11 protein-coding genes are annotated in these 11,904 nt (G+C 65.3%); 3 read left to right on the top strand and 8 right to left on the bottom strand.

The annotated features are described in order from the left end of the window. The first annotated feature begins 13 nt into the window (after positions 1-13). Entirely contained in the window at positions 14-1,687 is a 1,674-nt protein-coding gene (locus PY254_RS00940; RefSeq protein WP_281013615.1) for a tetratricopeptide repeat-containing sulfotransferase family protein, read from the top strand. Here PY254_RS00940 and PY254_RS00935 read toward each other — a convergent pair. Both PY254_RS00935 and PY254_RS00930 read right to left on the bottom strand, forming a co-directional pair. Then, positions 1,628-2,566 carry a complex I NDUFA9 subunit family protein gene (locus PY254_RS00935; protein ID WP_281013614.1) on the bottom strand — a complete coding sequence of 313 codons (939 nt, stop codon included), beginning with the start codon at positions 2,564-2,566 and terminating at the stop codon, positions 1,628-1,630. The two genes, PY254_RS00940 and PY254_RS00935, sit on opposite strands and share 60 nt — an antisense overlap. Before the next feature lie 34 nt (positions 2,567-2,600). Next, positions 2,601-4,622, bottom strand: a complete 2,022-nt coding sequence (locus PY254_RS00930; protein WP_281013613.1) for a transglycosylase SLT domain-containing protein — start codon at positions 4,620-4,622, stop codon at positions 2,601-2,603. 157 nt (positions 4,623-4,779) lie between these two features. Here PY254_RS00930 and PY254_RS00925 point away from each other — a divergent pair, with 157 nt between their 5' ends. Continuing rightward, positions 4,780-6,345: a glycoside hydrolase family 17 protein gene (locus tag PY254_RS00925; RefSeq protein WP_281013612.1), complete on the top strand. Its 1,566-nt coding sequence runs from the start codon at positions 4,780-4,782 to the stop codon at positions 6,343-6,345. Here PY254_RS00925 and PY254_RS00920 read toward each other — a convergent pair. The 5 genes from PY254_RS00920 to PY254_RS00900 form a co-directional block, all read right to left on the bottom strand. Further along, entirely contained in the window at positions 6,259-6,675 is a 417-nt protein-coding gene (locus PY254_RS00920) for a hypothetical protein (RefSeq protein WP_281013611.1), read from the bottom strand. The genes PY254_RS00925 and PY254_RS00920 overlap by 87 nt on opposite strands. Beyond that, on the bottom strand, positions 6,672-7,490 hold the full coding sequence (locus PY254_RS00915; RefSeq protein ID WP_281013610.1) for an endonuclease/exonuclease/phosphatase family protein: 819 nt from the start codon (positions 7,488-7,490) through the stop codon (positions 6,672-6,674). Before PY254_RS00915 ends, PY254_RS00920 begins: the two co-directional genes overlap by 4 nt. A 117-nt stretch (positions 7,491-7,607) precedes the next feature. Continuing rightward, positions 7,608-8,261 (bottom strand): thiol:disulfide interchange protein DsbA/DsbL, encoded by a 654-nt coding sequence (locus tag PY254_RS00910; RefSeq protein WP_281013608.1) that lies wholly within the window; start codon positions 8,259-8,261, stop codon positions 7,608-7,610. Between the two features lie 59 nt (positions 8,262-8,320). Further along, positions 8,321-9,199, bottom strand: coding sequence for a thiol:disulfide interchange protein DsbA/DsbL (locus PY254_RS00905; protein WP_281013607.1), 879 nt, complete (start codon positions 9,197-9,199; stop codon positions 8,321-8,323). Between the two features lie 68 nt (positions 9,200-9,267). Then, positions 9,268-10,035 (bottom strand): c-type cytochrome, encoded by a 768-nt coding sequence (locus PY254_RS00900; RefSeq protein WP_281013606.1) that lies wholly within the window; start codon positions 10,033-10,035, stop codon positions 9,268-9,270. A 116-nt stretch (positions 10,036-10,151) separates the two neighbouring features. Between PY254_RS00900 and yihA the strand changes: the two genes are divergently transcribed. Next, positions 10,152-10,811 (top strand): ribosome biogenesis GTP-binding protein YihA/YsxC, encoded by a 660-nt coding sequence (yihA, locus tag PY254_RS00895; protein WP_281013605.1) that lies wholly within the window; start codon positions 10,152-10,154, stop codon positions 10,809-10,811. Between the two features lie 199 nt (positions 10,812-11,010). Here yihA and PY254_RS00890 read toward each other — a convergent pair whose 3' ends face one another. Then, complete coding sequence (locus PY254_RS00890) at positions 11,011-11,871, bottom strand: sterol desaturase family protein (protein WP_281013604.1); 861 nt, start codon at positions 11,869-11,871, stop codon at positions 11,011-11,013. Positions 11,872-11,904 lie beyond the last annotated feature (33 nt).

Here is an 11,904-nt window from a genome sequence, read left to right as displayed (position 1 = left end):
TCCGGATTCCATCATGGTGGACACGCCGATTCATCCCTTGCTGCGTGACCGTGTTGTCGACCTGCCGACTGCCGCGCGTCGGCGCTTCGATGAGGCGACGGTGGCGATGGCCCGCAAACAACTGGATGCGGCAAGAGTCGCGCTGGAGGAGGTGCTCGCACTGGCGCCGGAGTGTGTGGAGGCGCAGCGCCTGCTGGGACTGGTGGCGCACATGCGTGGCAACTACGCCGAAGCGGTGGTCGTGCTTGGGCAGGCCTTGCTGGCTGAGCCGGACAACGCACTGCTGCACATGAATCTGGGCACATCGCTGTACAACAGTGGGGAGTTTTCCAAGGCGTTCGCCGCGTTGCGCCGAGCTACCGAGTTGGCAGCGGATTTCGCGCCGGCGTGGTTCAGCCTTGGTCGAGCGTTTCATCGACGTGGGCGTTCTGCCGGAGCGATCACCGCTTTGCATCGCGCGCTGGATCTTGCCCCCGGCGATGCGGTGATGCGCAGCCAGCTGGCCGAGGCGCAAGCCAGTCTTGGCATCAGCGCGGCCGCGTGCGCCAATTATCGCGAAGTATTGCGACATGAGCCGGGTCATCCGGAGGCGTGGCTGGGTTTGTCGCGATGGCAGGTCGAGCCTTTCACGGCAGCGGAGGTGTCACAGCTGCGGCAGTTGATGCAACGTGCCGATACGACGTCGGAATCGAAGTGGCAGCTGGGCTTTGCGCTGGCCCGCGGGCTGGAAGATCAGGGCGACTATCACGCTGCTTTTCGCGCGTTGCGGAAGGCCAATGGGCAGCGTCGAAAACCCTTGAGCTGGAACGCAGCGCAGGCTTCGGCCGGTATTGCGCAACTGCGTGCCGCGTTCGCGGAGCCGCCGGGTGATGCAGGGGAGCCGGCGCGCGGAAGCCATGTGGTGTTCATCGCCGGACTGCCGCGCTCGGGTGCTGGCCTGCTGCGGCGAGTGCTTGCCGGGCATGCACATATCGATGCGGCCGACCGCTCGCCACACCTGCGTGATGTGCTGGAAGAAGAGTCGCGCCGCCGGCAACAAGCGTTGCCGCAGTGGGCGGCGCAGGCAACGCCGGTGCTATGGGCTTCGTTGGGGCAGGAATACCTGGCGCGCATCGGTCGCGCGCATGATGGCGATCGGTATTTCGTGCATCAGGGCGAGCAGGATTGGCAGTTGATGGTCGCGGCGATGGCGATGTTGCCGGGGGCGCGTCTGCTGGATTGTCGGCGCGACGTGCTGGAGAACTGCCTCAGTTGCTATCGCCAACTGTTTACCGACAACCATCAATTCAGTTATGACCTGGACGAGCTGACCAGCTACTGGCGCGACTACGACGGACTCAGTCGGCATTGGCGGCAGTTGTATCCCGGTCGCATATTCCAGCATTCGCATGAAGCCTTGCTGGCCGACCCGGCGAAGCAGCTGCACGAGGTGATGGCATTTCTGCAGCTGGAAGATGATCCGTCCTGCCTGGAGGCGGATAGCAACGGCCGCAGCGCTGGCGCCGGCCATGCGGCACGCTTGCGCGAACCGCCGCAGCCGCGACCGCCACGAGTGCCGCGTTACGGTAATGAACTGGATCGGCTGGGGATTTGCTGGGCCTGGGGTGAGCTGTCGGCTGCTGGCGAATCAACGACGCAGCGAGCGTGCCGCGGACAGCCGCCGTTGCCGGGCCGGCTCGTGCAGTAGCACCGGCAGCCAGGGCGTCAACGCCTGCGGGGTGATCCCGAGCGCGGCGTAGCCATCAGTCTTGCCGACCGAGTCGGTGCGCAGCGAACGGAAGTTGTCCAGTGAAAACGGTTTTCCGGGCAGCAGTTCGGCGAACTGCGCCTGCAGCCGACCGAGGCTGTCAGGCAGGTCGATGACCGGCGTGCGCAAGCCGGCGGCGTCGCGGATCTTGCGCACGATGTCGCCCAGGCTGAGCACTTCGGGGCCGTACAGCTCGAAGCTGCATTGCCGACCCAGCCGATCATGATTGACGCAGCGTGCAATGGCTTCGGCCACGTCGCCCACCCAGGTCGGCGCCATGCGCGATTTCGCGCGAGCCAGCGGTAGTGCCGGCATCATGCGCAGCAGTGCGGCAAAGCGGCTGACCAATCCATCGCCGTGACCGAAAATGACGCTGGGCTGATAGATCGTCCAGTCCAGTCCGGAGGCCTTTACCAACACCTCGGCTTCGCCCCGGGTTTTGAGGTAGTGCGACAAACCCTGACCGGCTTTCAGCGAACTCATCTGGTGCAGTCGCTTCACGCCGCTGTCGTGGCACGCCGAGATCACTCGGCGGGTGAGTTCCACATGTGTGCGCTGGAAGCTGTGCTGGCCGCCCTGGTTGAGAATTCCGACCAGGTTGATTACCGCGTCGGCGCCCACCAGCTGCTGGCGCAACACGCCGTCATCGTAGATGTCGGCATTGCGCACCATGACACCCGGCAGCACGCCGGGTTCGCGGTGCAGTTCGCGATTGCGGCTGAGCAGCAGCACGCGATGGCCGTCGGCGATGAGCCGCGCGACCAGCTGCTGGCCGACGAAACCGGTGCCGCCGAGAATGACTATGTGCTGTGCGGCCATGGTTGCTGCTCTCTACTGAAGCGGGGCGTGACGATCAGGGTGCCGTGCTGACAACGGGCCCCACCGCCGGGCAGCTAACGGCACGGCGCAGGGTCGAGTCATTCGGCAGCGTATACGGTTTTCCGATCGCATCCATGCGGGTCGACAGCGGAACCACGCTATCGCCGTTCAAGCGCCAGTCGTAGATCACGCTGAAGGCCATCACGCGCGCCACGTACTCGCGCGTCTCCTTGTACGGAATGCTGGCCACAAACAGATCCGTTGGCAGCGTTCCGCGCGCGGCCAGCCACTGGTCGACCTTGTTCGGGCCGGCGTTGTACGCCGCGCTGGCCAGCCACGGCGAGCCGTTAAAGCGTGCGGCCATCTGTGCCAGATAACGCGTGCCCAGTGCGATGTTGGTGGCCGGGTCGTACAGGCTGTCGCCGCCGGCCCAGTCCAGTCCGTTGCGCTTGGCCACCAGCGCGGCGGTGCCGGGAAGCAGTTGCATCAGGCCGCGCGCATCGGCGCCGGAACGCGCATCGCTCATCCATGCACTTTCCGCACGCAGAATGCCGTAGGCCCACGATGGTTCGATGCCCGCCTGCTCGGCCTGCGGCACCAGGCCGTCCTGGCTGGCCAGCGGGAAACGCAGTGCGTAAAAACGCAAGGCGTCGCCGCTGCTCAGGGTGAATACGGCCCGGTCGTACCAGCCGCGTCGGTTCGCCATGTCGGCCGCAACGCGCTGGGTGGCCGTATCACTGCCGCGCAGGGCATGCGTCCACTCGCGCCGAGCCAGTTTCGGCAGATCCACCGCATACAGTTCAAACGCGCGCAGCAGCCCCGGCATGGCCAGCAACTGTTGCTCGCGTTGCGCGTCGTCGGCCGGGGTCAGCGGGCAGATGGCGTACGGCTGGCCGAGCTGATCGGCGGCGAGGAAGCCGTAGAAGGTGGGCTGGCTGGCCTGGCTGGCGAACTGCTGCTGTGACTCGGCCGGATGGCCGGTGGCAGCGAGCGCACGGGCCAGAAAGTATTGCCACTCACCGTCCTGTTGCTGGCTCGCGGGCATCGCCTGGATACCCTCCAGTACGGCGTCCCAGTTCTGTGCCGCGAGTGCCACGCGCACGCGCCACTCGCGTGTGCTGTCGGTTTGCGCGGCGGCCGGCAGGGCGATCAGGCGGGCCAGTGCGCCGTCATCGAAATCGGTGGCATGAAACAAGGCCAGCGTTTGCTGGATCTTCGTACGTTGTGCTTCGTTCAAATGAAAGCGGGGCTTCAGTTGCCGCCAGACCGTGTCGGCACCGTTGCTGTCGCGGCGTGCCAGCCGGGTCAGTGCCTCGGTGACGGCCACGCGCTGACGCGTGCCATCGGGCCAGTGCAGCGCGTCAGCCAGGGCTGCTGCCGGATCACGCAAGGCCAAGGCCAGTTGCAAGGCGGTCGTGCGATCGCGCGTGGGCAGCCACTCGGCCAGGCTGGCCACGGTGCCGGCCTGGCTGGCGTCGGCCGCTCGGTCGATGCGCGTCCACAGGCGTTCATCGGTGAGCAGGCCTTGATCGTGCGCGGCGGTGAGTACCGGATCGCAGGCGCTGGGCAAGCTGGCACGGGTCCACAGTGCAGCCAGGTCACGCTGAAAATCCAGTTTTGCACCGCTGGCGAGATGTGCCTGCAGTGCATCGCAGCTCAGCGCATCGCCCAGGCCAGGCTGGTACATCGCAAGAAAACCGCTCCAGTCCTGTCGCCGCGCCAGTTCCTGCAGAAATGCGCGGCGCAGGTCGGACGCGGGTATCCAGTCGGGGTATTGCGCGAGATAAGCCTCGACCCTGGTGCGATCGGCTTGCTCGATATCGTGCTGCAAGGCGGCTGCGAGCAAGTACGGATACAGCGGATAGTCGTGCAGGTTTTTCGCCAAGGCCTGCCAGCCGTCGCCGCCTTGTTGGGCGGCCGCGTAGGCCTGCTTGAAGGCGGCGCGCTGCGCGGCATCGGGTGTGGTCGCCAAAGCGGTTGAACCGGCCAGCAGCCAGACGCTGGCCAGTGCCAGGCGGAAAAGCGGTAGACGCCGCGACGAAGCGGAAAAAAGCATGACAACTCCTGCAGTAGATCAGGCCATTGTAGTGGATGCCCTGTATCGACTTGTGGGTACTCGGTGAGTACCCGGTGCCCTGCTAAGCTCTCACGCTCCGTTTGTCTCTTGGGTCTGCACCAACATGTCGCCAGCGGGTTTGCCTGATCTTCGTCGCGTGTGGCCGGCTTGGCTTGCGTTGGCCGTCATGGCGCTGGCTGCGATGCTTTGGTGGTGGGCGATCGGCCGGCCAGTGAATCTGCCGGATGCGCCTTCGGCGCGGATCGCCTGTGTGTCATACGCGCCATTTCGGCGGGTCGGTGAAACGCCACTCGATCCGAACGCCTACATCAGCGCTGAGCGCATCGATGCCGATCTCGCCGCGCTATCGCAGCGTTTCGATTGCGTGCGCACGTATTCGCAAGGGCAGGGCCTGAGCGCAGTGCCGGCAATTGCCGAACGCCATGGCATGAAGGTGCTGATGGGCATCTGGCTGGGTGGCGACGCGAAAGCGAACGCCGAGCAGGTGCGGCTGGGCATAGCCACCGCGAACAAGTATCCGCAGGTGCTGCGTGGCGTGATCGTGGGCAACGAGGTCTTGCTGCGTGGTGAATTGTCGGCACCGCAATTGGCCGGCTATCTGCAGCAGGTGCGCAAGGCGATCAGCGTGCCGGTGACGTATGCCGACGTGTGGGAATTCTGGCTGCGCCATCCCGAGTTGGCCAGTTCGGTTGATTACCTGACCATCCACATCCTGCCGTATTGGGAAGATAAGCCGGTGCCACCGGAACGCGCGGTGCAACACGTGGCCGACGTGTACGCGAAGGTGCAGCAGGCCTTCCCCGGGCGCAGGGTAATGATCGGCGAGACCGGTTGGCCCAGTGCCGGGCGCCCGCGTCAGGCGGCCAGCGCCAGCGTGGTCAACGAAGCGCGTTATCTACGCGAATTTCTGCGTTACGCGGCCAGCGTGCAGATGCCGTACAACGTGATCGAGGCATTCGACCAGCCGTGGAAGCGCGCGCAGGAAGGCACGGTGGGTGGTTACTGGGGCATCTTCGATGCGCAGGCGCGGCCGAAGTTTGCGATGCAAGGTCCGGTGATCGAGGAGCCGTATTGGTGGGCCGGTTGGCTGGCTGGGCTGGCTGGCGCCGGGGTGTTCGCGCTGATTGGCGCGTGGCGACGGCGCTGGCGGGGCGCGCGTGGCTGGCTGGCGTTGACCCTGGCTGGGGTGGCCAGTGGTGGTGCATTGGCCTGGCAGTACCGGCAGATGTGGTACGCCTGCCGTGATGCGTGGGAATGGACGGTGTCGCTGGCGGCTTGTGTGCTGGCCTTGGCGACCGCGTTGCGGCTGGCGCGCTGGATTGCCGCGCGCCTGTGCGGAGTGATGCCGGCGCGGATGCCGCGTGCCTGGTGGCGGTCGGGCTGGTTGTTCGCGCTGGCGTTCTACGGCTTGCTGCTGGTAGTCGATGGCCGCTATCGCGACTTTCCGCTCGGCCTGTTCCTGTTGCCCTGCGCCGGTTATGCGTTGGTCGGCTGGCTGTGCGATCGCGGCATTCACATGATGCCGTCGCTGGAGGAACGTTTCCTGGCTTGCCTGTTGCCGCCACTGGCAAGCGTAGTGGTGCTGCAGGAGGCTGGCCTGACTGTCGCGGCGTGGCTATGGCTGGGGATGAACCTGTTGCTGGTGGTGACGGTATTGTCCGCCTGGCGTCAGAGCGTTCGCCTGCAGTCTGAGCAACCGTAGGCAGCCCACCAGCGCGGCCAGCGCGCCGCTTTCGAAGCAGTACAGCTGCAACGCCACAATGCCGAGCGCAGCGGCCAGCCAGGCCAGCCACGGGCGCTTCCACAGCAAGGCCAGCGCCGTGGCAGCCAGCGCGGCCATGCCATACACGTTGTGCAGGAAACCAAGCACCAGCAGCTGCCGCGACGAGCACCACCACGGCAGCTGACCCGCGCTGCATTGCTGCGCCATGCTGCCGGGTTCAATCACGCCGTAGCGCAACCACGCCACGCCCAGCGCGACCAGCAGCAAGGCCAGCCATGGCCATCCGCGTTGCCACAGGTTCGACTTCATCGCGCCCGCCTCGGCGATGCCTTGCCACCGACCGCGGCCGGCAGGCGGATCTCCGCCGCCAGCGGCAGGTGATCGGAGAACGCCTGCGGCAACGCCCAGGTTTTGTCCAGCGCGATCGCCGGTGATGTGAGGATGTGATCCAGCGCCCGCCGCGGCTTCCAACTGGGGAAGGTCGGTGTGGCCTGTGCTGGCGGCTGCAGCGTGGACCTGGCGAACAGATGCTTCATTTCGGCGCTATCGGGCTCGGCGTTGAGGTCGCCCATCAAGACCGCATGCGGGAAATCCTGCAGCAGTTCGGCGATGAAGCCGAGTTGGCGCGCGCGCGCCTGCGCGCTCAGCGACAGGTGCGCAATCATCACCGCCAGGGCGTTGTCGCCTTCGCCGAATTGAGCCAGCAGCGCGCCGCGGCCGGGAATGCGGCTGGGCAACGGGTAGTCGGTCACCGAATGCGGTTCCAGCCGGCTGATCAACCCATTGGCAGAGTGCGCCAGCTTGGCCATCGCGCGGTTTGGTTGATGACTCCAGAACGGCATGCCGGCAGTTTCGGCGAGGTAGCGGGTCTGGTTGAGAAAGCCCGAACGCAGGCTGCCCGCATCGGCCTCCTGCAGGCCGATCACGTCGAACTGCGCAAGCACCTCGGCGAGTCGGTCGAGGTTGTCCATCTTCTGCCGCCCCGGGAATACGGCGCTGAGGCTGCGCGTCACGTATTGCCGGTAACGCTGCACGCTGGCGCCAGCCAGAATATTGCAGCTGAGCAGGCGCAGCTGGCGCTCGGCGGCAACGACAGGTGTGGCGTGGGTGGGAGCGCGAGTCATGATCGGGCACTACGCGGGAAGGGGATGCTGGCGCATGAACTCATGCGCTGAAGACTGCAACGAGCATGATCCATCTGGCGTGAACGTCACGCCAGCCGCCGTGCCACGAGTGAGCGATTACTTGCCGGCCAATTCGCGATTCACCAGCCACTGCGTCACCGCGACCATCTCGTCGTAGGAGTGCACGGCGGCAACGCGGTACTTGCCATCGATCACGATGGTCGGCGTGCCACCCACCTGCCATTTCTGGATCAGGGCAAGGTCACTCTTGATCTGGTTGGTGGTCTGCGGCGAGGTGGCGGCCGCCATGAACGCTGCGCGATCCACGCCTGCGCGAGCGTAGAAGTCCGCCAGTTCGTCCATCGAATTGATCGGGTAGTGCTGGTTGAATTTGGCGTCGAACAAGGCCAGATGGGTACGTTCCAGTACACCGAGTTGCTTGGCGGCGTAGAACGCCCGCGCAAACGGCACCCACTCGGCACTGAAGGGCGCCGGCAATTCCTTGAACACCACGCCTGCCGGCAACACCTTGCTCAATGCGTCGGCCACCGGAGCGAACTGCGCGCAGTGGATGCAGCCGTACGAAAACACCTCGACCACTTCCACCTTGCCCGCGCTGCCATAGCGCTGGTGGGGTGCAGGCAGGGTGACGTACTCGGTGCCCTCGGTGTACGGATCAGGTGTGCTGCCGGACTTGGCTGTGCAGGCGGTGGCCAGCAGCAGGCCGGCAATCAGGATCAGGGTACGGGGGCACGCGAATCGCTTGAACATGGGGTTTTTGCTCGAAGACGGGGTGGGGATGTCGACAGGTCAGCCTGACTGAAGCGGGCTTACTTGCCGGCCGCTTCCTTCGACACCAGCCACAGGGTTAGTTCAATGGCCTGCGCGTAGCCGCCGGCCGAGCCTGCCGTGAAGCGATATTTGCCGTTGACGATCATGGTCGGCGTGCTGTCCACGCCGTAGGCCTTCATCAGGTCGTCGGCACGCTTCATCTGGGTGTTGACGCTGAACGAGTTGGCGACCGCGACGAATTCCTTCGGGTCGATGCCGTACTTGGCGTAGAACTTCGCCGCGTCTTCGATTGTTGGCCACGCATCGTGCGGCTTCAGCCCGGTCGAGCTGGCGTTGTAGGTGGACAGCTCGGCCGTTTTCCACACCGCGTCGTACATCGCGTCATGGGTCTTCTCGAGCACGCCCAGCGCCTTCGCGGCGTAGAACGCGCGCTGGTACATCGGCCAGTTTTCGTCCGGGCGGAACGAGGCGGCCAGGTAGTTCATCACCGCATCGGACGGCAGGCTCTTGGCGATCTGATCGACGGTGGAGTGGAAGCCGTTGCAGGCAGGGCAGCCGTAGGAAAACACCTCGGTCACCTCGATCTTGCCCGGGTGGCTGGTCGGCTGTGCCGGGTCGATCAGGAAGTAGTTCTTGCCTTCCACCCACTTGCCGGTATCGACGAATGGCGCGGCAGCGACGGCCGGCGTGGCCGGCGGCTGCTCGGGGCTGACCGCTGCGCTGCTGGCACTTGCAGCGGTGCCTGCGGCGGCAGGCGCGGCGGCGCTTGAAGTGGTTGCGGCGCTGGCCGGCGCGGCAGCAGCGGAGCTGGCAGCTGCCGGCGCGGTTGCCTCCGCAGCACTGCCGTTGTTGCTGTCATGGCTGCAGGCGGCAAGCGCGAGCAGGGCGGCACACAGGAGCGGCAAACGCTTCAACATGGCAAACCTCAAAAAGTGGGGCGCAAAAACCAGCACGCCGACACTTCTCAGGGTCGGCGCGGGGTGGGTCAGGGGGTGGCGGCCGGCTGGCTGTCGGTGCTGTGCAGGCCTTCGATGTAGCTGGCCAGCGCGGCGATGTCATCCGGTGTCAGCTGCTTGGCGATAGCCGGCATGATCTGCGAGTGAGCGTCGTCACCCCAGGTGGTGCCGTCATGCCACGACTTCAGCGTGGCTTCGATGTACTGCGCGTGCTGACTGGTCAGCTGCGGATACATCGCGCCGGGATTGCCGCGGCCGTCGATGCTGTGGCAAGCCATGCAGGCCGGCACGCCGAGCTTGGAATCGCCTTCGCGAAACAGCGTCTGGCCACGCTCGACCAGGGCTTGGTCAGCTACGCCCGGCAGCGGCGTCTTGCTGGCGAAATACGCGGCGATGTCGTGCATGTCCTGCGTCGACAGCGGTGCGGCCATGCCCATCATGATCGGATTCTGGCGCTTGGCCGCCTTGAACGAGGTCAGCTGGCGCACGATGTACTGCTCGCTCTGGCCGGCCAGCTTGGGGTATTGGGCGTCGGCCGAATTGCCGTCCATGCCATGGCAGGCGCCGCAAACGGCAGCCTTGGCCTGGCCAGCGGTGGCATCACCGGGCTTGACCGGAGCTTCAGCGGCGGCGACGGCGGGCGCCGCGGGAGCTGCTGTAGCGGTGCTGGCGGCGGTGGCTGCCGCAGTTTCCGGCGCGGCATCTTGGGCCATCGTCACGCTGGCGGACAGCGCAAAAACGAGTGCCAGGGCGGACCCGAGAACAGTGGGCCGAAAACCAGCGGACCGAAAACTCATACACTTGACTCCCGAGAGACTTGCAAACACTGCCAACAATCGCAGCCACGCAGGCTGCAACAGGCAGAAACCGTAGAATTATCCCTGTGCCACCCCAGCTTGGTCAAACCATTCCCATGTCGAATCCCCTCCAGGGCGCGCAATTCGTGCTCGCCGCCCATCGCATCAGCCAGCTTCCCGCCGATCAGGGCGCCGAAGTGGCGTTCGCCGGCCGCTCCAATGCGGGCAAATCCAGTGCGCTCAATACGCTGACCAATCACAAGGGTCTGGCGCGAACCTCGAAGACGCCGGGACGCACCCAGCAGATGGTGGCTTTCAGCCTGCCACCGCAGCGGGGGGTGTCCGCATCGCCGGAGTCGGACCTGCGCCTGATCGACCTGCCCGGCTACGGTTACGCGAAGGTCCCGCTGGACATGCGCGAGCACTGGAAGCAGGAGATTGATGCCTATTTGCATCAGCGCCGCAGTCTGCGCGGGCTGGTGCTGATCGTCGACATCCGTCATCCGCTGAAGGAATTCGACCGTCTGATGCTGCAGTTCTGCTTCGACACGCAGCTGCCCTGTCATGTGTTGTTGACCAAGGCGGACAAGATCTCGCGAGGCCATGGCGCGCAGGCTCTGGTTGCGCTGCGCAAGCAGTTCGCGGACGAAAGCCTTTCCGCCACGGCACAGGTCTTTTCATCCTCTGCCGGCACCGGCGTGGAAGAAGCGCGGCAGGCGGTGATGGCGTTGCTGGCCAAGCCGCGCGAAGGCGCGCATCAGGGGCGCGAACGCTGAGCAAGCGGTTTCGCAGCAGTCCGTTGGCGGGTTACCACCGGCTGCTATCGACTGGCGATCTCAGCATTGCCGGAATGATGCCGCAGCCGAACTGGCGCCTCGCTTGTCTGCCATGCAGACAGGCTCCAGTGAGCTCAATGGAATGACTTCCGAACTTGCTCTCGGGGCTATCGTGCCCGTTGCCATCAGCGTGGCTTGTTCATGGCCTGTCGCGATGCGCAGGGTCATCTCGGCGCGCGTTGATCGGGTAGCTGTCAACCGGCCCGCGCAGTGGCTGCCACAGCATCCGGTCCAGGCGCAGCTCGCGCGGATCGCGGAACTGGTTGATGCCGATGGTCATGCCGGTGTGACCGTCCCGCGGTTGCGCGCGATAGGTGCCGAACAGACGATCCCACCAGGGCAGGTTGAAGCCGAAGTTGGAGTTGGTTTCATCCGGATGCCACGAGTGATGCACGCGGTGCATGTCCGGCGTGACCAGCAGGCAGCGCAGCAGGCGGTCCAGCTGGCGCGGCAGGCGGACATTGCCGTGGTTGAACATCGAAGTGACATTCAACACCACCTCGAATACCAGCACCGCGACTGCCGGTGCGCCCAGCGCGACGATGACAGCCAGCTTGATCACCAGCGACAACAGGATTTCCAGCGGATGAAAGCGCGCACCGGTGGTCAGGTCGAATTCGATGTCGGTGTGATGCATTCGGTGTAGCCGCCACAGCAGCGGCACCGCGTGAAACATGATGTGTTGCAGATAGATGGCCAGATCCAGCAGCAGCATCGACGCCACCAGCGCAAACCATGCCGGCAATGGCCACGCGTGGAACAAGCCCCAGCCGTGCGCTTCGGCAAACAGAGCCACGCCGACGGCCGCGGTGGGAAAGATCAGCCGCACCAACACGCTGTCCAGCACCACGATGCCCAGGTTGGATGGCCAACGCCACCAGCGTCCGATCGCCTGCTGCCGCCTCGGCGCCAGCACTTCCCACAGCGCCATCACGCAAAAAATGCCGGCAAAGGCGCCCAGGCGAATCATGGGTTCGTGAGTGAGCAGAAAGGTGGTCAAGACGGGCGCTACCGAATCAGGCGGGCGTGCAAC

The sequence above is a fragment of the Rhodanobacter sp. AS-Z3 genome, assembly GCF_029224025.1.
In the GTDB taxonomy this organism is placed as follows: domain Bacteria; phylum Pseudomonadota; class Gammaproteobacteria; order Xanthomonadales; family Rhodanobacteraceae; genus Rhodanobacter.
The sequence above is the reverse complement of the archived record's forward strand: the minus strand, read 5'-3'. Positions and strand labels throughout refer to the sequence as shown.

Bases quoted from the DNA above. Each gene is read 5' to 3' on its own strand.
- PY254_RS00915 (WP_281013610.1), bottom strand. From the start codon at position 7,490: ATGACTCGCGCTCCCACCCACGCCACACCTGTCGTTGCCGCCGAGCGC.
- PY254_RS00905 (WP_281013607.1), bottom strand. From the start codon at position 9,199: ATGTTGAAGCGTTTGCCGCTCCTGTGTGCCGCCCTGCTCGCGCTTGCC.
- PY254_RS00900 (WP_281013606.1), bottom strand. From the start codon at position 10,035: ATGAGTTTTCGGTCCGCTGGTTTTCGGCCCACTGTTCTCGGGTCCGCC.
- PY254_RS00910 (WP_281013608.1), bottom strand. From the start codon at position 8,261: ATGTTCAAGCGATTCGCGTGCCCCCGTACCCTGATCCTGATTGCCGGC.
- PY254_RS00930 (WP_281013613.1), bottom strand. From the start codon at position 4,622: ATGCTTTTTTCCGCTTCGTCGCGGCGTCTACCGCTTTTCCGCCTGGCA.
- PY254_RS00920 (WP_281013611.1), bottom strand. From the start codon at position 6,675: ATGAAGTCGAACCTGTGGCAACGCGGATGGCCATGGCTGGCCTTGCTG.
- PY254_RS00935 (WP_281013614.1), bottom strand. From the start codon at position 2,566: ATGGCCGCACAGCACATAGTCATTCTCGGCGGCACCGGTTTCGTCGGC.
- PY254_RS00940 (WP_281013615.1), top strand. From the start codon at position 14: ATGGTGGACACGCCGATTCATCCCTTGCTGCGTGACCGTGTTGTCGAC.
- yihA (WP_281013605.1), top strand. From the start codon at position 10,152: ATGTCGAATCCCCTCCAGGGCGCGCAATTCGTGCTCGCCGCCCATCGC.